At 53.4% G+C, this 19,903-nt stretch carries 12 protein-coding genes, 3 tRNA genes and 3 rRNA genes; 5 read left to right on the forward strand and 13 right to left on the reverse strand.

Going from position 1 to position 19,903, the window contains the following annotated elements; all coding sequences use genetic code 11:
* Positions 1 to 92: 92 nt before the first annotated feature.
* Both AC6GQJ_RS10190 and AC6GQJ_RS10195 read right to left on the reverse strand, forming a co-directional pair.
* Entirely contained in the window at positions 93 to 1,235 is a 1,143-nt protein-coding gene (locus tag AC6GQJ_RS10190) for a CmpA/NrtA family ABC transporter substrate-binding protein (RefSeq protein WP_500767849.1), read from the reverse strand.
* A complete protein-coding gene (locus AC6GQJ_RS10195; protein ID WP_500767851.1) occupies positions 1,232 to 1,816 on the reverse strand; it encodes an ANTAR domain-containing response regulator in 585 nt (194 codons plus the stop codon). The genes AC6GQJ_RS10190 and AC6GQJ_RS10195 overlap by 4 nt, the downstream gene beginning before the upstream one ends.
* 530 nt (positions 1,817 to 2,346) lie before the next feature.
* On the opposite strand from AC6GQJ_RS10195, the gene AC6GQJ_RS10200 reads away from it, so the two are divergent.
* The 4 genes from AC6GQJ_RS10200 to AC6GQJ_RS10215 all read left to right on the forward strand — a co-directional run bounded on the left by AC6GQJ_RS10200 (position 2,347) and on the right by AC6GQJ_RS10215 (position 5,937).
* Positions 2,347 to 3,483 (forward strand): tyrosine-type recombinase/integrase, encoded by a 1,137-nt coding sequence (locus tag AC6GQJ_RS10200; RefSeq protein ID WP_500767853.1) that lies wholly within the window; start codon positions 2,347 to 2,349, stop codon positions 3,481 to 3,483.
* 150 nt (positions 3,484 to 3,633) lie between these two features.
* A complete protein-coding gene (locus tag AC6GQJ_RS10205; RefSeq protein WP_500773883.1) occupies positions 3,634 to 3,825 on the forward strand; it encodes a helix-turn-helix transcriptional regulator in 192 nt (63 codons plus the stop codon).
* The gene (locus AC6GQJ_RS10210) at positions 3,822 to 4,340 is read left to right on the forward strand and encodes a bifunctional DNA primase/polymerase (RefSeq protein WP_500767855.1); all 519 of its coding nucleotides are present in this window, start codon (positions 3,822 to 3,824) and stop codon (positions 4,338 to 4,340) included. The genes AC6GQJ_RS10205 and AC6GQJ_RS10210 overlap by 4 nt, the downstream gene beginning before the upstream one ends.
* Positions 4,330 to 5,937, forward strand: a complete 1,608-nt coding sequence (locus AC6GQJ_RS10215) for a phage/plasmid primase, P4 family (protein WP_500767857.1) — start codon at positions 4,330 to 4,332, stop codon at positions 5,935 to 5,937. The genes AC6GQJ_RS10210 and AC6GQJ_RS10215 overlap by 11 nt, the downstream gene beginning before the upstream one ends.
* 1,020 nt (positions 5,938 to 6,957) lie before the next feature.
* Here the strand turns inward: AC6GQJ_RS10215 and AC6GQJ_RS10220 are convergent.
* The 3 genes from AC6GQJ_RS10220 to AC6GQJ_RS10230 form a co-directional block, all read right to left on the reverse strand.
* Positions 6,958 to 8,556 carry an MBL fold metallo-hydrolase gene (locus tag AC6GQJ_RS10220; protein WP_500767859.1) on the reverse strand — a complete coding sequence of 533 codons (1,599 nt, stop codon included), beginning with the start codon at positions 8,554 to 8,556 and terminating at the stop codon, positions 6,958 to 6,960.
* Between the two features lie 1,183 nt (positions 8,557 to 9,739).
* Positions 9,740 to 10,138: a type II toxin-antitoxin system PemK/MazF family toxin gene (locus tag AC6GQJ_RS10225; protein WP_500767861.1), complete on the reverse strand. Its 399-nt coding sequence runs from the start codon at positions 10,136 to 10,138 to the stop codon at positions 9,740 to 9,742.
* Positions 10,139 to 11,029 (reverse strand): IS1 family transposase, encoded by an 891-nt coding sequence (locus AC6GQJ_RS10230; protein WP_500773885.1) that lies wholly within the window; start codon positions 11,027 to 11,029, stop codon positions 10,139 to 10,141. It lies immediately after the preceding gene.
* A gap of 136 nt (positions 11,030 to 11,165) precedes the next feature.
* Here AC6GQJ_RS10230 and AC6GQJ_RS10235 point away from each other — a divergent pair, with 136 nt between their 5' ends.
* Positions 11,166 to 12,416 (forward strand): nSTAND1 domain-containing NTPase, encoded by a 1,251-nt coding sequence (locus AC6GQJ_RS10235; RefSeq protein ID WP_500767863.1) that lies wholly within the window; start codon positions 11,166 to 11,168, stop codon positions 12,414 to 12,416.
* On the opposite strand, the gene AC6GQJ_RS10240 is transcribed toward AC6GQJ_RS10235, so the two are convergent.
* The 8 genes from AC6GQJ_RS10240 to AC6GQJ_RS10275 all read right to left on the reverse strand — a co-directional run bounded on the left by AC6GQJ_RS10240 (position 12,376) and on the right by AC6GQJ_RS10275 (position 19,836).
* Positions 12,376 to 12,597, reverse strand: a complete 222-nt coding sequence (locus AC6GQJ_RS10240) for a histone H1 (RefSeq protein ID WP_500767865.1) — start codon at positions 12,595 to 12,597, stop codon at positions 12,376 to 12,378. The genes AC6GQJ_RS10235 and AC6GQJ_RS10240 overlap by 41 nt on opposite strands.
* Positions 12,598 to 13,230: 633 nt before the next feature.
* Positions 13,231 to 13,307: transfer RNA gene (locus AC6GQJ_RS10245), tRNA-Met, on the reverse strand.
* 254 nt (positions 13,308 to 13,561) lie between these two features.
* Positions 13,562 to 13,676, reverse strand: a 5S ribosomal RNA gene (gene rrf, locus AC6GQJ_RS10250).
* A 122-nt stretch (positions 13,677 to 13,798) separates the two neighbouring features.
* Positions 13,799 to 16,629: ribosomal RNA gene (locus tag AC6GQJ_RS10255) — 23S ribosomal RNA — on the reverse strand.
* A gap of 520 nt (positions 16,630 to 17,149) precedes the next feature.
* The gene (locus AC6GQJ_RS10260; protein WP_500767867.1) at positions 17,150 to 17,995 is read right to left on the reverse strand and encodes a glycosyltransferase family 2 protein; all 846 of its coding nucleotides are present in this window, start codon (positions 17,993 to 17,995) and stop codon (positions 17,150 to 17,152) included.
* A 63-nt stretch (positions 17,996 to 18,058) separates the two neighbouring features.
* A tRNA-Ala gene (locus AC6GQJ_RS10265) sits at positions 18,059 to 18,134 on the reverse strand.
* Positions 18,135 to 18,142: 8 nt separating this feature from the next.
* Positions 18,143 to 18,219: transfer RNA gene (locus AC6GQJ_RS10270), tRNA-Ile, on the reverse strand.
* Positions 18,220 to 18,378: 159 nt separating this feature from the next.
* Positions 18,379 to 19,836 (reverse strand): 16S ribosomal RNA (locus AC6GQJ_RS10275).
* Together the 16S, 23S and 5S rRNA genes with 3 tRNA genes alongside form the textbook arrangement of a ribosomal RNA operon.
* Between the last annotated feature and the right edge of the window lie 67 nt (positions 19,837 to 19,903).

The following is a 19,903-nucleotide window of genomic DNA, read 5'->3' on the forward strand; positions in this document are numbered from 1 at the left end:
TCATGATGCCTAAGGCGCTGCGTTCTCGGCAATGGAAATGCTGCAATGCCGCATCAATTTCTGCCGCAATGCAGAAGCTGCCCAATAATTCATCACGTTTCTCGCGGGAATTCGAAGGTTCTGCCGTCAAAGAAAGCATCTTGTGCAAGAATCATTTGGCCGCCTGTCGAGGCAACGGCGGTCTCGAACCGCAATGCGCCTTCGACTTTTTCGGACGCGCCGGGCATGTCGGCCCCGATTCCGGCAAGGTTCTGGCGGTACAGATCAGTCCGGAAGCACGCCTTGGCCTTCTCGATACCAGCAGCATGCGCTCCAAGCTGCTGGGCGATCCACGCCGCCTGACTACGCCAAGGAAAGGAGGCCGCGTGGTTGTGAAACTGCACAAAGCGCGCAACAGGTTCGGGTGCGTGGTTCACACGGGGTGTGATTTGCCCCGACAGAGCAGGGTCAATCAGGTCGGGCGACATGCTCAGATGTTCGCTGCGCGCCAGAATCTCGACGGCGAGTGTGCGGTTCTTGGGCGCGTCCAGCCAAGCCGACGCACGAAAGACCGCCCGCATCAGGCGGCGCGCAGCGTCCTCGTTGGCCTCGGCCCAATCATGGCGTACTGCCAACACCTTTTCGGGGGCAAAATTCCAGACGTCGCTGCCTGTCATCATCAGCTGCCCGACGTTCTGCTGCACAGCGACGCTGCCCCAAGGCTCGCCTACCCAAAACGCATCGACAAAACCTTCGGCAACCGCATCTGCCATGCGCGGCGGCGGCACCGTAATCTCTTGGACTTCAAGGCCCTCGACCGACGAAGTCCAGTAGGACAGTAGCAGGCGGTGCATAGAGTAGTGAAATGGAACGCCGATCCGCAGCGGGCCCGACCGCCGCGCAGCGAGGGCCGCCAACAGCGCCTGCGCATCGCCGAACGGCAAGTCACCCAGCTCTGCCGCGACGGCATTCGACACCCCGAACACCGTGCCATTCACCGACAGAACCATCAGCGCATCAATCCGCGCAGGCAGTCCGCCCTGCCCGATCGACATCGCAACCGGCATCGGAGAGAGCATGTGAGCCGCATCCAGATGGCCCAACGCCAGCATGTCACGCAGCGCCGACCACGACGGTTGTGCCACAAGGTTAAAGGCCAGACCTTCTTCGGCGGCAAAGCCGAGGTCTTTGGCAATCACCAAGGGCGCGCAATCGACCAATGGCACATAGCCGCAATTGAGGACGATATCCTTCATGACAACAGATCCGCCGCCGTGACCAAAGCCTGCGCCACGTCAATGACCTTGCGGTTCTGCCCCATCGCCGTTTTGCGCAGCAGCGTATAGGCCTCATCCTCAGAACAATTCCGCTGGCGCATCAGGATGCCCTTGGCGCGGTCGATGGTTTTGCGATCCTCGAGCGCCTGCTTTGCAGCATCCAGTTCCGATTGCATCTGCCGCATGATCTTGAAGCGCGCGATTGCCGTCTCAAGAACTGATTTGATCCGCTCCATCTTGAGGCCATCGACGACATATGCGCTGACCCCCGCGTTCAACGCCGCCTGCGTCAGGTTCTCATCCGTCTGGTCCACAAAAAGCGCCACAGCCCGTTTCGACGTCTCCGTCGCGAAAGAGATGTGTTCAAGCGTATCGCGGTCCGGATTGGTAAGGTCGATTAGAACGATATCCGGCATGAATTCCTTGACCGTCCGGTCCAGCGCAGAAATCTGCCCGAGGGCTTTGACATCCTCCCAGCCCGCTTCCGTCAAAGCGGCGATAATACCAAGCACGCGCTCGGGATCAGGCTCGACAACAAGGATGCGCAAGTCACGGTTCATGGGACCGTCATTTGCGTAAGCTATAGAAACGTCAACGAACAGACAGCCGCCTGGCGTTTGGCCTTATTGAACTGCACGGCAAATGAGCATTCGGCGCTCGGCCGCCCATCTTTTCCACACATTGCGAGCGGGTTCTCAGATTAGTTTCGCGGATCTCTCTCTGATCCCACTGGTATGACGAAGCCTTATCAATCGGTCTGCAGCCTAACGTCTGCTCTTCGCGAAAGGCCTAGCTGAAAGGAAATCCACTTGGACAGCTAGCAAAATGAACAAAAAGTTAGCCCCCGAAACGCAGCAAGGCCCGCCGGAGAGGCGGGCCTTGCTGAAAGCGATTACTCGCTGAAGTTGGTTGCGGGAGTAGGATTTGAACCTACGACCTTCAGGTTATGAGCCTGAAGGTCGATAATGCAAATTTCAGGATAAACTCTTGTATTATATCCAATTTCGGGAAATCGACTTGGTCATATATTGACCTAAAGAGTCACATTATGCCACCTATGTCCGACAGAAGCCGGACACAGAGCGGACACATGCCAAATATCACAGAGACATATACCAAGCGGGCGGATGCGCCAGAAAAAGGCCACAAAATCCATTACGATGACGCCATCAAGGGCTTCGGCCTTCGTGTCACCAAGGCCGGTGCTAAGGCCTTCATTCTAAACTACACCATCAATCGGCGCGAACGGCGATTGACGATTGGTTCCTATCCAGCTTGGAGCGCAGCCGCAGCCCGCGAAGCGGCAAAGGGTCTCCGACGCCGGATTGATCAAGGTGAAGATCCACTTGAGGAGCGAAACCAACGCAAAAAAGCACCGAATGTCACAGACCTTTGGTCTGAATACGAGCGCGTCCACCTACCAACCCTTGCCGATAGAAGCCAATCAGATCAACGCAGCATGTGGTTGAAATTCATCCTGCCTGAGCTTCAGCTTGTTCAGGTTCAAGAGCTTTCTAGCAGCCATGTGGATCGCCTGCATGCCCGTGTAAGCGAAGCTGGGAACACGCGTGCAAATCGGGTGCTTGAGGTTCTCAGAAAAGCCCTCAACTTGGCAATTCGTTGGGGCTGGATTGACAAGAACCCTGCCGATGGGTTCCGCAGGAATGCAGAGCATCCGCGCGAACGGTATCTGACCACCGCAGAGTACCAGCGGGTATTTGACGCCCTCGACCGGATGCAAAATCAGCAGGCAGCCAACGCTATCCGACTCCTTATCCTCACCGGGGCCCGCCGGGGCGAGGTGCTGTCGCTTGAATGGAAAGACCTCGACCTTGACCAAGGCCTGTGGAACCGTCCACCTCACAAGAGCAAAGACAGAAAGCGGAAGCGAATTCCGCTTTCGAATGAAGCGCTGGTTCTCTTGAAGACCATGGGAGAACGCGCGACTAGCCGTTATCTTTTCCCCACATCGACCGGCGCCCATATGCCAGATTTGAACCGTCCTTGGGCCTGGCTCAAGAAAGAGACGGGGTTGCACGAACTTCGTGTCCACGATCTACGGCATTCTTTTGCGTCTGTGTTGATCTCCGATGGCGTACCTTTAGAAGCCATTGGCAAGCTCTTGGGGCACTCCCAACATCAAACAACGTTGCGCTATGCGCACCTGATGGATGACCCTCTTCGGAGAGCCGCGAACAGCTTTTCCGCGTCCACCGTCAATAGGTGAGTTAGGGAAATCCATAGCATTTCGCGAAATTAACCCACTGATATCAAATACAATTTCGCGAAGTCGGCTTTGCGAAATCTGGCAACCATTGCTAAATCTATCTCCATCAGAAACCAAATGGAGATACTGATGGACACTAGCAATTCTCATATGAGACCCGCTGACGTAGCGGCCCTTTTGGGCGTCTCATTGCGCACTCTTAGCCGCTGGCACGCTCTGCGTGTCGGACCTGCCCGCTGCAAGGTCGGGCGGACGGTCCTTTACCGCAAAAAGGCCATCGAAAGGTGGCTTGCGAAGAATGAAACTCAGCCCACCCGCCAGTTCGAAGGAGTTTCGCAATGAATATGCTTGACCACGCTCTTGAATACGCTTCGCGCGGCTGGGCGGTTCTGCCGCTTTATTGGATCAAAAACGGCCAGTGTTCTTGCGGTAAGCACGACTGTAACTCGGCTGGTAAACATCCTCTCGTAGGAGGTGGATCCAAGGCTGCCACCACCGATCCACAGACCATCACTGATTGGTGGACGAGCCACCCCAGCGCCAACATCGGAATCGCGACCGGCTCCGTATCAGGCCTGATCGTGATCGACGTGGACGACGGGCCGAACAAGACTGGCTACTCGAGTTTGGCCGATTTGGACGCGAAGCACGGAAAAATCCCCCGGGATTTTTGCGTAACCACTGGAAGCGGTGGCATGCACCTTTACCTCTCGGCGCCGAGTGCCCAAATCCGCAACAGCGCGGGCCAATTAGCCCCCTTCATCGATATCCGTGGGGAAGGCGGCTACGTGGTCGCGCCCCCTTCCGTTCACCTTTCCGGTAACCGCTACACGTGGGAAAACACAAATGCTTACTAACATCCAACTCCCCGAAGCTCCCGAATGGCTGGTCAATGCCCTGGCTCGGCCGACCGCTGCAAACTCAAACCACGCACCGGCGGACTTCATGTCCGAAGGTCGGCGCAACACTGACCTGACAAGCTTGGCCGGTTACTTCCGGCGCCGTGGCTTTGATGAGAGAGAAATTTTTGCGCAGCTTCAGGCAGTCAATTTGAACAGTACAGATCCGCTCGATGCAGGGGAGGTTGCGTCAATCTCCAACAGTGTATCTAGGAATTATCAAGCCGACCCAAAGGCGGAATTGCATGACCTTCCGGTATCAAGGATCGTCGCAGGGGATATTTCATACTTCTGCAGATACATCCCCGAAACCGGCTGGCGTGTCTTCGACGGGCGGCACTGGAAGCACGATCCAAGCGGTAGCTATGCCAAGGAACGCATCAAGTGTCAGTTGGCGGCCCTTGTGGAAGCCGTTAAGGCTAGTGGCGACGTGGAAGCAGTTCGTGAAGCTCGCAAGTATCTGTCCAATACGCGGATCAATGCGGTAACTACCTTGATCATGAGCGACCCAAACATCGTATCTGATCTTGCAGACTTCGACACCCGTCCGTCAGTATTGAACTTGCGGAACGGAACGCTCGACCTCGAGACAGGCCAGCTGATGCCCCACAATGCGACAGACCTGCTGTCAATGCTCGCTGACGTGACCTACGATCCTGACGCGGATTGCCCTCACTTTAAGCAGGTACTTTCTTGGGCCCTGCCGCCCGAACATGCCGCATTTCTGCTTCGTTATCTTGGCTATGCGCTTCTCGGCGCCCCTCGGGAACAGGTGTTTGCGATCCTCTACGGCGCAGGTGCGAATGGGAAGTCGACAGTCATTAACGCGGTTAGCCACCTTCTCGGGGACTATTCTGCGAATGTAGAACCGGCCACCCTGATTAAACAGAAATCAGATAAAGTCCGCAGCGACGTCGCTCGCCTGCAGGGTGTTCACCTTGCGGTAACCTCCGAGCTTGCTACTGGAGAAATCCTCGACGCACCGTTGGTCAAGCGGTTTACTGGGGATGATAAGATCACCGCCCGCGCCCTCTATAGCGCAGAGGTCGAATACAGGGCAAAGTTTGCTTTGGTAATGACAACCAATGCGCTGCCGGTGATTGACGGTGGTGACCCCGCCCTCGCGCGCCGGTTAGTCTTGTTGCCGTTCAATAGTGTGGTGCCTGAAGCGGATCGCGATCCAAATCTTGCTCGGAAGCTTGAAGCTGAAGCCTCTGGCATTCTCAACTTGCTCTTGGAAGGCTTACGGCAATATCGGGAGATCGGCTTAGCGCTGCCTAGCGATCTTAAAGAAGAGGTAGCTAAGTTTGTTGTTTCCTCCGACATGGTTGCGGCCTTTCTTCAGGATGAGACAGAATCGATCGCAGGTGGAACCGTCGGCGCAAAGGCCTTGTATATCCACTATCGGACTTGGTGTGGGATGAGTGGCATCCGCGCTCTTAGCATGCCTCAGTTTCGCCAAGAAATGCTGAAGAAAAGTTATGCACCCAAGCGGTCCAGCCGCGGTCAGGCCTGGCAGGGATTGCGGCTGCGGCGGCTCCATCACCAAGGGTAAGAGGTGTGTAGGTGGTGTAGCTTCTTTCCTTAACTTCCCCATAGAAAAAAATTAGAGAAGTTTAGGATTAGAGCTACACCACCTACACCTCGTCCGCAGCAGCCCCCCCATTTGCAAAACCGAGGTAAATATGAACGAAAACTCATCTGCGAAGCTCTTTAAAGAACCTGCCAATTGGCCGCTTATTCCGCCTTGGTGGTTGGTACCCTCCACTGACGCAGCTGCCTTGCTAAATGTAAAGCCTGCCACCCTGCACAGTTGGCGAGCCCGCAATCAGGGGCCTAGGCCATACCCACCTATGTACCTACGCCCGACACAAGGCCGCCCGCTATACTATCAGTATGGCGCTCTTCGAACTTGGTCCGCTAGTAGGCTTGGCATGACTTATTCGTACGAAGACCAATGTATGGATTTCTTTAGGGAGGTCTGCCCCATCCTGTCGGAAGGAACCGGCGGCATTCAAAGCCGGGTCGATGTATTTGAACGTCAGTTCGCGCAAGACCGGGAGCGCGTTCTTAGAGGAGAGCCACCGACCATGATCCAAGTCGAACACATTCACGACCTTGACGTGTACCACGCTAGGCAGCCGCGACGAGCAGTTAGTGGAGCTTCAAGAGGTCACTTAATGTAAAATGTGACCCTCCTTCCTTCGAGTTAAATATTCCAGAAAACTACGAGGACAAAGCACTACCGCATTGGCAGTTCATCGTCCAACCAAACCCGAAATTCTCTGTCTAAAGAAAAGTAGCAAGTCATCGCGGCCTTATTATGCCGTTCTCACCATTTCACTAATACTGATCGAGTTATTGTCGCGACAACCGATCTGTACATCCCGATCCATCGTCACGGTCAATATCCTTGATCACAACTCACAGCCGGGGGGGGCTAGCCAGGAGCGGCTGGCCAACTTCGCCCACATATAGACGGCCAAGGGCTGGCTTAGGGGACTGAAAGCCGAGACGGGCATCGCGCTCCCGCTTCTCTTCGCTTTGCGGGCATCCCCGCAATCGCCGATAGACCCTAGACCTTAATCCCATGCTGGAGCACCGCCCATCCGGCAGAACCATAGCTCATTCGGATGTCGCAGCGGCCCATTGGCATCGGCACATTCTCCAGTTTGTGCAGTCTGTGGCCGATATGCGCGACACGCGCGGGCAATGGCTGGGATGTGAATAGGAGGTTCGTGGCATTTGGATTCCAAGCTGTCCGGACGAAGGTCTTGAATTCGTCGTTGGGTCGGTGAGCGTCGTTCTCAGCGTGAGAGACGAGTAGATATGGCATCGTATCCTTCCTTTCACGCCAAGCCTCGCGCAAGCTGTGATAGAAATAGCGGTTCAGCCCCGCATGGTGCGCCACCTGCGCCACTGAGACATCCGTCAAGCGGTCAATCAGCTTCTGCTCGAACCCTTTGCGGCCAACCTTAAAATCCCACATGCCGGTATCGCCGCAGATCAGTATCTGCTGACCAGCGTGGCTGATCGTCAAGACATAGCTGAGATCATTACTTGGCGTAATTCCTTTGACCGATATTTTGCTAGCCAGGGCCATATATGCCGCTGTACGCGCAGGCAGCCGATCGCGGAACTTGCTGACCAACCAGTCGGACGGGCCGATCAGCGCGATTTGGGTTTCAGCAACTCCTGGGCCTGACGCCGGCTCAAACTGCTGGAGTGCTGCATCCCAGCGAAAATCCTCTGGAATGCCACGATTGATTGTCAGGTATTGAGGGACGATATTGGCCTTATTGAGAGCCACAGTCAGTCGATGTAGCGCGGCGCCGTTAATCGCTTTGCGGGCAGTAGTTTTGACGAGATGCCGCAATGACTGGGTCGCTGCCCCTGCATCGCCAAACGCCCTAAGACGCTTAGCCCAATAATCTAATCCATCTAGATCGATCCGGTCGCGATAGCGCCTACTCCGCCAAGCGACCCTGTGATCGAAGTCATTCAGCACAGCTGCATGGGCGATTGGATCGATCAGGTCAGCGTTATCTGCGTGCTCGCACCCTGCCGCCGGACCTCCAGCTTCGCCATAAGCGATCCTGAATGGACGGATCAAAGCTTCAAGCTGTTCGTCAGAGAGGCCTTCGCCCCAGTTCTCAAAATGACGACGGCCAAGATAGTCTAAATCAAAATTGCTGCCTTCGTCGCCGAGCCGATCCAGCAAGCGAAGGGCGTACTTAATTTCTTGGCCCCGTTTACGCAGATAGCACATCAGACCAGGTACGGTTTTCAGCGCCTCGCCAAGCATGTCCTCGCGGGCTGGCTGCGCGCCAGCCGGCAGATCGCGATCTTCACTCGCCACTGGCGGCAGCCAAACGTCGCCGATCGCAATGCCTTTCCGAACGATCGGGACGAGGCCCTTAAGATGATCTTCGTCATAATGGGTTGCGATCATCAAATCGACGCGCGGCTCTGCAACCTTTTCCCTTTTGAATACTTCGTTGAGTTTGGTGAGGATATGATCTTCCCGATAGCCACGGCCAACGCCGCCGTCGGCAAGAATTCGGATATCTCCTTCAGCACCCCGCAGACGAAGATAAATGGCACTGCCGAGACCAACCTCGAACATCTCCAAATCGATCTTGCTCGTCTGACCTTCCTCGATAGCATAGTTCATTGTTTAGCCTGCTCCCCTGATCCTTGCTTCGCCGCCAATACGGGTTCGATCTGCTCACCATTGGCTCGACCCTGACAGCAGTCACCGCCAACTAGTTAGCGAACCTCCGACCGTCTATACCAATGGCGTCATACTAAAACCGCGAAGCTTGTTCAAAATACCAACCTCCCTTTTCTTGTCTCCGCCGCGAACGCGGCCGCTATCGCAGAAGACAGCTAGAATAGCTTTGCTGATCGAACCTTCTCGACCGCGATCCACCCCAGATCTCCCATTCATCTGCGCCCAACACACAGTAGTCTTGTTCCGCACTGCTGACCTTCGCACATCCAGTTCTGGCGCGATGTGCCGAAAGGCCAGCTCGCAGAAGCTGCGTTGCAGCGACATCCATTTTTGCGAACGGCGGTTTAGGCTCGTAAGCGTTGTTCGGTTCCAACAGTATTGATGCTATCCGTCAGTACGATAGTGGTCTGTTGCCCACAGCTGAAGTCTCTTTACCGCTTCGAAGCGGCGGCGGGGGCAAAGAGGTCAATCTGATGATTGCTTGTGGCTTTACCGGTTAGCTAGGTTGGCGATGTCTACGGATGGATGTCGGCTTCGCGGATGCTGCGATAAAACGCAAGCAATGAACACGCATGCCCCCCATGGTCCAGAAGTGTTGCCCTGGACTGCTATATTGACGCTACGCGTCAATATAGCAGTCGTTCGGATAGATGTGACTTACTACGTCGGGGGCTAGATGCATCGCCTACTTAACTACCGCCACGTCTCCAACCGATAAAGTGCATGAGCAATGCGGAACTCCTCAAGGAAACCTAGTTTGATCGCGCAGTTCAAAAGCGCGTCAACCATAACAGAGTGTTCAGCGTCGATTTCTCGCGGTTTACCTGCTTAAGCAACCGCCTCGAGCTGCTTGCGCACACTGCGGGCCACGATGCGTGCGAGATCCACAGGCACTGCGTTACCTAGCTGGGTAGTGGGTCACTTTGAAATATGTTTTTTCATGCCGGAAACAAGAAGACCCCACCGAGGCGGGGCCTTCAAGGACTTTGACAATATCTAGGCTAATCTAAGCTTGTCATCGCTCGGTGATCAGCCTGCCTAGTGCTCTAGGTCTTAAAGCCCGATAAACAGGATACAATCTAGTAACTAGTGACCACTTGTCACCAAATCAAGTCAGAAGTGGCTACTGACCGAAATTGTGAACGCCGAGACCGTGTAACACGGCGGTCCTAACGTCGCGTAAATCCTCGGGACTGGCTTGAGGCGTAACCCACTTGCGTCGGTCTAACTTGAACCCCTCAAGGCGATGCAATCCAATATTCAGAACCAGATCACATTTTGCCCAGCATGGAAGGTCGTCTTTTTCCATCGGATGGTAGTTTTTAGACAGGCGGACAACGTAAGGCTCCTTGTGGGTTGGACCGCTTAGGCTGATAGGCACGATAGCGACAATATGAGATCGGTACGGCAGCTTTGGCGAAATAACCATAACTGGCCTTACCTTAACCATTTCAGGCTCAACGAAGCCTTTGAAATTACACATAAGAATTTGGCCCGCTCGGGGGTGGAATTTAATAGGCAATCAAACGGCTTTCTTCTTATAGGGTCCACGGGCCTTAGGTTTAGCGTCTTCAGCTTTTTCCACCAGCATAACAATGTCTTCCACTTCCCAAGGGCTCTCCACAAGGCCAGCGGCCATCGCTGGCGTCACGCGAAGTGTCTTGTGGATTCGGCAATAGTTGTAGTGCATGAAGTGCAGAGCAACCGCATAGGCGTGGTTCTCGGCTTTCTTGCTGAATGCGTTTGTTAGTCGGGTGAAGCGGCGCATACCCATGCGCATTGTCAGGCTTTGGCGCTCGATATGCGATGTGCCGACCTGTTCCATGTCAGGCTTTCCAAATATCGCTTCTTTCTTTGCGCCGGTGCATTCGGCGGGGGAATACTTGCGCTCGTGGCCCTTCTGGCCTTTAGGGTCGCCGTATTGCTTGATCAGCATAGCGTCGTAGTCCACGTCGCCGGAGAATGCATCTGTAACGGCCTTGAGGTAGCCGCTATGCCCGTCCGTGGCCAGTTGGATGCGGGTCGCCAAGCGGCCTGCCAGATCGAACATGAACTCACGCGCCGTTGCCTGTGAGCAGTCGCCTACTGTGTAGGAGATCATCAACTTGCTGTCCCGATCCATTGCGGTCCAAGCCCAGATATCGCCTGCGTCAGCGGGTGCAGCCTTTGCACCCTTCACGTTGCGCTCTTTGGCGTAGCAGAAAGCCCATATCTCATCTGCCTGTACATGGTTGGCTTCTACGTCGCGCACGTTCTCGTCGTGGAATTTGGCGCAGGCCTTGCCAGCATCCTCCAGCAGTTTGGCGACCGTGTTCTTGCTCACGTCCGCGATGCGCGATGTTGCGCGAATAGAGTTACCTTCCACCAGAAGGCGCATGATCAGGGCGCGGGCTCTGGTGTCCAATCTTCTCATAAGCTCAATATAAATTTTCAAACTGACCCTTGCAAGCAGATTCGGCTGGCCTGATCACAACAATCAACACCTTTTACGCTCCACTCAACAGGTGTATGCCTTCAATCAACACTAATGCAATCGATTCGAGGCCCAGATGAAGCTTTCCGTAAACAAAAAGCCGAAAACCGCAGACGATTGGCTTATCCTAGAGTTTGAAATTTCCGGCCTCTTTGACGGGGCCCCAATTTCAGAAGAGGATCTGTTTGCAGGGCGTTCAGAAGAGGTATCTAGAATGCTTCGTGCGGTGATGGAGAAGTCTAAGCATGTTGTTCTTTTTGGGGAGCGTGGAGTAGGGAAGACATCGCTCTCCAACGTATTCTGGAAGCGCTACAACAAGATGCTGCAGAGCTTTGTGGTTGCTCGCGTCCAAGCCAGCCCAGCAGATGATTTCTCAACATTGTGGATCAGAGCGCTAGAAGAACTAAAAGCGTCCGCAAGCGCCACTGGCAAGGCGGACTATGCGCCAATAGATATCACTTTCACCAAAATTACCCCCTCGGAAATTAGGCGTGAATTGGCTAAATGCTCACCGAATGCGCTGCCGGTCATTATTGTCGATGAGTACGACAAGCTGGAAAATGATGATGCGAAAGCGCTTACCGCGAATCTAATTAAAGAACTCTATGACTATGCAACAACTACCACGATAATCTTAGTGGGAGTTGCAGAAAGCATCGGCCAGTTGGTTGAGGATCACGCGTCTATCAACAGGCCCCTTGTGCAAATCCCCTTAAGCCGGATGGATGACAGGGAACTTAAGGAGATAATTACAAACCGGGCATCAAGGACGGTAATGCGATTTGAACCGGATGCCATCTGGACAATTATTACACTATCTCGCGGCCTCCCGTTCTTCACGCAGACGCTTTCGAAACATGCCGCGCTTGTGGCTATCGAAAATAGGCGCCTATCCGTTACCAATGATGATGTAGAGGCGTCTATGGAACGCTTCATAAAGGATACCGAAGCATCTTTTAAGGATGAGTACAGGGCCGCAACGCGCAGCAACCAAGCCAATTTTTTTCAGGAGTCTTTGCTGGCGTGCGCATTGGCCAAATCTGACGAAGACGGATTCTTCACGGCAAACGACGTGGTGGAGCCGTACAGCGCCATCGTAAAGGAGAGAAAACGTATCGCACATTTTGAACGCCACCTTAGACGGTTCTCCAGTGAGGAAGGTGGCAATATCTTGATCTGCAGGGGGGGCGAAAGACGCCAGACATTCCGATTCTCTGACCCGATGATGCAGCCGTATGTGATAATTAGAGGGATACAGAGGGGGATGATTGATGAGGCTGCCCGGTCTACTCTTCTTCAGAGGGAGCAGGGCGTTTTGCCCATCTAGTTTCAGCAGCCTTCTTGGCAATCTCTTTTCTACGCGCCGTAGACAGAGATTCTGCGCGGGCTTTGCCGCCCTTTGATGAAACAGACAAAATTCGGTTGCCGCCTTCCTCGCCCGTCGCCACGGCCACGATGAACTTGGCAAGCTGGTTGGCGTCACGGGGTCTCTTGGGTTTGTCGCTCATCTGCGATTTCTCGCTTTCATATAGTGTTCGTTTTTGGCGCGCTCGGCGGCAGCACGAGCATTTTTGTCCGCCCCAGCTTCCTCGCCTGATGCTATTTCCTCACCGCCCGGCGCATAGACCGACCAAGCGTGCTTTGCATACTTACCACTACCTCCTCGCGAACGGACACTAATTTCATATTCATCACTCATGACCCTAAGATAAACATTGCCTCGCGCGACGACAAACTTTTATATTTCAAAGTGACCCACTACCGCCTTACAGCGCGACCCGCCGGTTCACGCCTGCACTGTCTTTCAATAAGAACTGGACGGCGGACTCTGCCGGGCGGCATCCATTGGAGCGGACACCGCACGCCGCGCGGTCACCCCTCCCTTGAGTATTCTTCCCGAGTGCAACGAACCATTCTGAACCAATTCGAAATTCTAAAAATTTCCTGGGACCGAGAACGCCACTGTCGCTCTAGACGGGTAGCTCGGTCTGACAAAACATGGTGTAGTGGGTCAGACCCCACCACTTTCAGCTTCTGTTGGAGTGGTCACCCGCCATGTCATACAGTTTCCATTCTCGGACACCCGCCGGACACAAAAAAAAGGCCCTGCAACGTTTTCACGCTGCAGGGCCTTTTTTTATTGGTTGCGGGAGTAGGATTTGAACCTACGACCTTCAGGTTATGAGCCTGACGAGCTACCGGGCTGCTCCATCCCGCGCCATTTGGTTGGTGTGTCCTACTATTCGTAGGCAGAGGGTTCAAGCGCTATTGCACATGTATTTTCAAGTTTTTTTTCGCGTGCTCGACAGCTCGCATCAGCACTGAATAGTAGCCATAGTTGCGACCTAAAAGAACGACGAACGATTCCCCGAGCTCTACGAGCGATCAGCAATCTAGTTCAGAAGTTCGTGTGGTTTGATTTTGTGTCATCGTAAGAGAGATACTTTGATTTACAATTAAAGGTCTTATTAGGTTTGGCAATGACCTACTCTCCCACGCCTTAAGACGCAGTACCATCGGCGCTACAGCACTTAACGGCCGGGTTCGGGATGGGACCGGGTGTTTTGCTTGCGCTATGATCACCAAACCAAAAAAGACCTTTAGATGTAATCAACGTGTTGTCCAAGTCGCGTACGACTTTCGTTTAAGCTGTGTATGCTTTTGATTTATCGTTCATCGCATGACTATGGAGTCTTGCTTTTACTGGATCAAATCAAGCCTATCGGGCAATTAGTACCAGTCAACTGAATGCATTACTGCACTTACATCTCTGGCCTATCGACGTGGTGGTCTACCACGGCCCTCAGGGATACCTTGTTTTGAGGGGGGCTTCCCGCTTAGATGCCTTCAGCGGTTATCCTGTCCGATCATAGCTACCCAGCACTGCCGTTGGCACGACAACTGGTCCACCAGTGGATCGTTCACCCCGGTCCTCTCGTACTAGGGGCAACTCCTCTCAAGTATCCTACACCCACGGAAGATAGGGACCGAACTGTCTCACGACGTTCTAAACCCAGCTCACGTACCTCTTTAAACGGCGAACAGCCGTACCCTTGGGACCTGCTCCAGCCCCAGGATGAGATGAGCCGACATCGAGGTGCCAAACACTGCCGTCGATATGGACTCTTGGGCAGTATCAGCCTGTTATCCCCGGCGTACCTTTTATCCGTTGAGCGATGGCCCTCCCACTTGGGACCACCGGATCACTATGGCCGTCTTTCGACTCTGCTCGACTTGTCAGTCTCGCAGTCAGGCTGGCTTCTGCCATTGCACTCAACGAGCGATTTCCGACCGCTCTGAGCCAACCTTCGCGCGCCTCCGTTACGATTTAGGAGGCGACCGCCCCAGTCAAACTACCCGCCACACAGGGTCCCGGATCCGGATAACGGACCGCGGTTAGACATCAAGCAGAACAAGGGTGGTATCTCAAAGGTGACTCCACAGAAACTGGCGTTCCTGCTTCAAAGTCTACCACCTATTCTGCACATGTTCGGCCTAATGCCAGTGTGAAGCTGTAGTAAAGGTGCACGGGGTCTTTCCGTCTAACCGCGGGTAACCGGCATCTTGACCGGTAATTCAATTTCGCTGAGTCTATGTTGGAGACAGCGGGGAAGTCGTTACGCCATTCGTGCAGGTCGGAACTTACCCGACAAGGAATTTCGCTACCTTAGGACCGTTATAGTTACGGCCGCCGTTTACCTGGGCTTCAATTCAGAGCTCTCACCCCTCCTTTTAACCTTCAGGCACCGGGCAGGCGTCAGACCCTATACGTCGTCTTGCGACTTCGCAGAGCCCTGTGTTTTTAATAAACAGTCGCCACCCCCTGGTTTGTGCCCCCAGCCCCTAGTTGCCTAGGAACCGGGCCTCCTTCTCGCGAACTTACGGAGGTATTTTGCCGAGTTCCTTCAACATAGTTCTCTCAAGCGCCTTGGTATTCTCTACCAGTCCACCTGTGTCGGTTTAGGGTACGATCTTATAGGAAGGCTATTTCCAGGAACCTCTAAGCAGCCCATTCAATCCGATAAGGATGAACTACCTTCGAGATCCGTCACCATTCCACGGCCCAGGAATATTAACCTGGTTCCCATCGACTACGCCTTTCGGCCTCGCCTTAGGGGTCGGCTTACCCTGCTCAGATTAGCTTTAAGCAGGAACCCTTGGACTTTCGGCGAGAGTGTCTCTCACACTCTTTGTCGCTACTCATGTCATCATTCTCACTAGTGATCTCTCCACCGGATCGCTCACGCGCCGGCTTCACAGAAAACTCCGTATCCTCCGCTACATCCCGAGGGATGCAAAAGAGGATTGGAGTTATGTCACACTACGCTCTGCTACCATGCACTATGTGCATCCTAAGCTTCGGCTCATGGCTTGAGCCCCGTTACATCTTCGCCGCAGGACAACTTATTTAGACCAGTGAGCTGTTACGCTATCTTTAAAGGATGGCTGCTTCTAAGCCAACCTCCTGGTTGTTATGGTCGTCCCACCTGCTTTCCCACTTAGCCATGAATTAGGGGCCTTAGCTGTAGGTCAGGGTTGTTTCCCTCTCCACGACGGACGTTAGCATTCGCCGTGTGTCTGCCATCTAGTACTCCCGGGTATTCGGAGTTTGGTTAGGATCAGTAAGCCTGTGGGGCCCCATTACCCATCCAGTGCTCTACCCCCCGGGGTATTCGGATGACGCTCTACCTAAATAGATTTCGCAGAGAACCAGCTATCTCCGAGTTTGATTGGCCTTTCACCCCTAGGCACAACTCATCCCGACCTTTTTCAACAGGTGTGGGTTCGGACCTCCAGTAAGTGTTACCTTACCTTCATCCTGGTCATGCCTAGATCACTCGGTTTCGGGTCTGATCCACCTAACTCATTCGCCCTATTAAGACTCGCTTTCGCTGCGCCTACACCTAACGGCTTAAGCTTGCTAGATAGACCAAGTCGATGACCCATTATACAAAAGGTACGCTGTCAGGCCTCAAGGGCCCTCCAACTGTTTGTAGGCGTTCGGTTTCAGGAGCTGTTTCACTCCCCTCGTCGGGGTGCTTTTCACCTTTCCCTCACGGTACTGGTTCACTATCGGTCAGTAAGGAGTACTTAGCCTTCGAAGGTGGTCCTCCGATCTTCAAACAGGATTTCACGTGTCCCGTCCTACTTAATACGTCCGATCATGCTTCCTATACGGGACTGTCACCCGCTATGGTCAACCTTTCCAGGTTGTTCTAGTCACAATTTCGGCTCGGCTGGTCCCCGTTCGCTCGCCGCTACTAGGGGAGTATCAATTGATTTCCTTTCCTCCGGGTACTTAGATGTTTCAGTTCCCCGGGTTTGCTCTTATAAACCTATGTATTCAGTCTATAAGTACCTGTTTCAGCGACATATTGAGTGCTTGCGCAACAATATGAAACTGTCAGGTGGGTTGCCCCATTCAGAAATCCATGGATCAAAGCTTATTCTCAGCTCCCCATGGCTTATCGCAGAGTATCACGTCTTTCATCGCCTCTTACTGCCAAGGCATTCACCAAACGCCCTTCTCGCGCTTGATTTGATCCAGAAAAAGAAAGACTTGACTGACGACCTATCGCCTTGCGGCTACTTGAGGTCAGCGTGTCTAACACGACCGCACAGCTGGTAACTAAATGCGGCCTTCTTCTGAGATCAAAAGCATACTTTACCCGCCAGCATGTTTTGTAACCATGCTGACAAATGAACAGTCGTTACTGATTGTGTTCCGTGCGGGACCACAACCTGACTGCTCTGGTTAGTGTACTTGACTTGGACAACTCTGTTTGTTTCAGCTGGGATACGTCAGGTCGAACGAGGAAACATTCGATAAGTCGCCTTCTGCATCTGCTCTTCGCCTTGCGACTACTAAGCTAAACACAGAACCAATCTGAGATCATCGCCACACTCGGCGCGATCAAACAGTGTTGATTGTTACATTTGAGATTGCTCTCAAAGTAACTGTATCTCTCTATACGATGTCAATTTGCTGCAGCTTAACCTGTCAGCAGCGTCCAGATTGGACGAGTAAAAGCGCATAAACGCTCTTACTGATGCAATCCATTACATATCTTTGAACCACTTCGGCAGTCTGGTTTTTGCAAGGAACGGTATGCCGGGCGATCTGATCACGCCGTCATTTTCGTCAAACTTCATGTCCGTTGGAATTTGCTGATAAGCAAGTTCCAGTGCATCGGACCATGATGCGAACCCAAGCTCTTCTGATTTCTCGAAAAAGCGCATTGCATGTGCATCTGCGCGTTTCCAGCCCCAACCGGGTACACCAGGAACTCCGGATCTTGCGACTTCTTTGCGTGCTTCATTGACCTTGGCCAATGCTGCGATGCTTGCGAACTTGAGGTGAACGAGAAAGACACCCTCTGGAAAGCAGTACGAGTACTTTTGCTGTCCTTCGTGCGCAATTTTCACACCGTGCCGCATAAGCGGAGCACTGTCTGAAATGGCCCAGGCCTTGCTGTAGTTCCCAGTTACGATCGCCGCAGAGCGACGCGCGAAAACCGGCTCGTCGTTTGGAAGTTCTTTTTCCATCGGCTGTTCGAAAACGTTCAGACCGATTGAAAAGACTGCTGTGTCCTTAACTTTGCCAAGCAGCGCGGCAAGTGAGCCGTGCATATCAGGATCAACACAGATGAGTTCGTCTGCATCAGTGCGGATCACCCAGTCATAAAACCGAAGGAGACCTGACTGAAAGTCGTTCAACATCTTGTTGCGACGTTTGTCGAAACCTTCCAGCGTATCACGTGGAATGTTCCAGATATTCGCGCCCTTAGCGATTTCGTTAACCTTTGCATCTGGTCCGTGGACCACGACGTAAAGGTTTTCGATACCAACCTGCTTGGAATAGTGCATGATCCACTGAGCAAGCGCCCAGTAATCTTGATACACCATTGTTATTGCACAAATCTTCATATCCGGATTTAGACCCGAAGTGAGGATAAGGACAAGACCAAATGGTGGAGCCTAGGAGGATCGAACTCCTGACCTCCTGAATGCAAATCAGGCGCTCTCCCAGCTGAGCTAAGGCCCCGAAAGGACTGGTGGGTCGAGGAGGACTTGAACCTCCGACCTCACGCTTATCAGGCGTGCGCTCTAACCACCTGAGCTACCGACCCATACGGGCGGTAGCCCGTGTTCTTTATACTGAAGAGATACGAGGACGGCCTGGCTCAAAGGGTCATCTAAGATGCCCTGATGTTTGAGACGCTTTGTTTGCGTCTCTTGCTAAGTGTTCCATGAGATTTGCGAACAAATCTGGCTAGGAACATCCTTAGAAAGGAGGTGATCCAGCCGCAGGTTCCCCTACGGCTACCTTGTTACGACTTCACCCCAGTCGCTGATCCTACCGTGGTCCGCTGCCTCCAAAAGGTTAGCGCACGGCCGTCGGGTAGAACCAACTCCCATGGTGTGACGGGCGGTGTGTACAAGGCCCGGGAACGTATTCACCGCGTCATGCTGTTACGCGATTACTAGCGATTCCGACTTCATGGGGTCGAGTTGCAGACCCCAATCCGAACTGAGACAAGTTTTGGGGATTAACCCACTGTACTTGCCATTGTAGCACGTGTGTAGCCCAACCCGTAAGGGCCATGAGGACTTGACGTCATCCACACCTTCCTCCCGCTTATCACGGGCAGTTTCTTTAGAGTGCCCAGCCGAACTGCTGGCAACTAAAGATGTGGGTTGCGCTCGTTGCCGGACTTAACCGAACATCTCACGACACGAGCTGACGACAGCCATGCAGCACCTGTCACTGTGTCCCTAAGGAACGCTCGATCTCTCGAGTTGTCACAGGATGTCAAGGGTTGGTAAGGTTCTGCGCGTTGCTTCGAATTAAACCACATGCTCCACCGCTTGTGCGGGCCCCCGTCAATTCCTTTGAGTTTTAATCTTGCGACCGTACTCCCCAGGCGGAATGCTTAATCCGTTAGGTGTGTCACCGAACAGTATACTGCCCGACGACTGGCATTCATCGTTTACGGTGTGGACTACCAGGGTATCTAATCCTGTTTGCTCCCCACACTTTCGCACCTCAGCGTCAGTATCGAGCCAGTGAGCCGCCTTCGCCACTGGTGTTCCTCCGAATATCTACGAATTTCACCTCTACACTCGGAATTCCACTCACCTCTCTCGAACTCAAGACTAACAGTATCAAAGGCAGTTCCAGGGTTGAGCCCTGGGATTTCACCTCTGACTTATTAGTCCGCCTACGTGCGCTTTACGCCCAGTAATTCCGAACAACGCTAACCCCCTCCGTATTACCGCGGCTGCTGGCACGGAGTTAGCCGGGGTTTCTTTACCAGGTACTGTCATTATCATCCCTGGCGAAAGAGCTTTACGACCCTAAGGCCTTCATCACTCACGCGGCATGGCTAGATCAGGCTTGCGCCCATTGTCTAAGATTCCCCACTGCTGCCTCCCGTAGGAGTCTGGGCCGTGTCTCAGTCCCAGTGTTGCTGATCATCCTCTAAAACCAGCTATAGATCGTAGACTTGGTAGGCCATTACCCCACCAACTATCTAATCTAACGCGGGCCAATCCTTCTCCGATAAATCTTTCCCCCGAAGGGCGTATACGGTATTACTCTCAGTTTCCCGAGGCTATTCCGTAGAGAAGGGTATGTTCCCACGCGTTACTAACCCGTCCGCCGCTCACCCGAAGGTGCGCTCGACTTGCATGTGTTAGGCCTGCCGCCAGCGTTCGTTCTGAGCCAGGATCAAACTCTCAAGTTGAAATGTCATTGCTGACATATCCTTGACGTTCGAACCTCTGCACATCGTCCCATTGTTCAAATGGGAC

Source organism: Tateyamaria sp. 7Alg 36 (assembly GCF_059882455.1).

Bases quoted from the DNA above. Each gene is read 5' to 3' on its own strand.
- AC6GQJ_RS10190 (WP_500767849.1), bottom strand. From the start codon at position 1,235: ATGAAGGATATCGTCCTCAATTGCGGCTATGTGCCATTGGTCGATTGC.
- AC6GQJ_RS10195 (WP_500767851.1), bottom strand. From the start codon at position 1,816: ATGAACCGTGACTTGCGCATCCTTGTTGTCGAGCCTGATCCCGAGCGC.
- AC6GQJ_RS10200 (WP_500767853.1), top strand. From the start codon at position 2,347: ATGCCAAATATCACAGAGACATATACCAAGCGGGCGGATGCGCCAGAA.
- AC6GQJ_RS10205 (WP_500773883.1), top strand. From the start codon at position 3,634: ATGAGACCCGCTGACGTAGCGGCCCTTTTGGGCGTCTCATTGCGCACT.
- AC6GQJ_RS10210 (WP_500767855.1), top strand. From the start codon at position 3,822: ATGAATATGCTTGACCACGCTCTTGAATACGCTTCGCGCGGCTGGGCG.
- AC6GQJ_RS10215 (WP_500767857.1), top strand. From the start codon at position 4,330: ATGCTTACTAACATCCAACTCCCCGAAGCTCCCGAATGGCTGGTCAAT.
- AC6GQJ_RS10220 (WP_500767859.1), bottom strand. From the start codon at position 8,556: ATGAACTATGCTATCGAGGAAGGTCAGACGAGCAAGATCGATTTGGAG.
- AC6GQJ_RS10230 (WP_500773885.1), bottom strand. From the start codon at position 11,029: ATGAGAAGATTGGACACCAGAGCCCGCGCCCTGATCATGCGCCTTCTG.
- AC6GQJ_RS10235 (WP_500767863.1), top strand. From the start codon at position 11,166: ATGAAGCTTTCCGTAAACAAAAAGCCGAAAACCGCAGACGATTGGCTT.
- AC6GQJ_RS10240 (WP_500767865.1), bottom strand. From the start codon at position 12,597: ATGAGCGACAAACCCAAGAGACCCCGTGACGCCAACCAGCTTGCCAAG.
- AC6GQJ_RS10260 (WP_500767867.1), bottom strand. From the start codon at position 17,995: ATGGTGTATCAAGATTACTGGGCGCTTGCTCAGTGGATCATGCACTAT.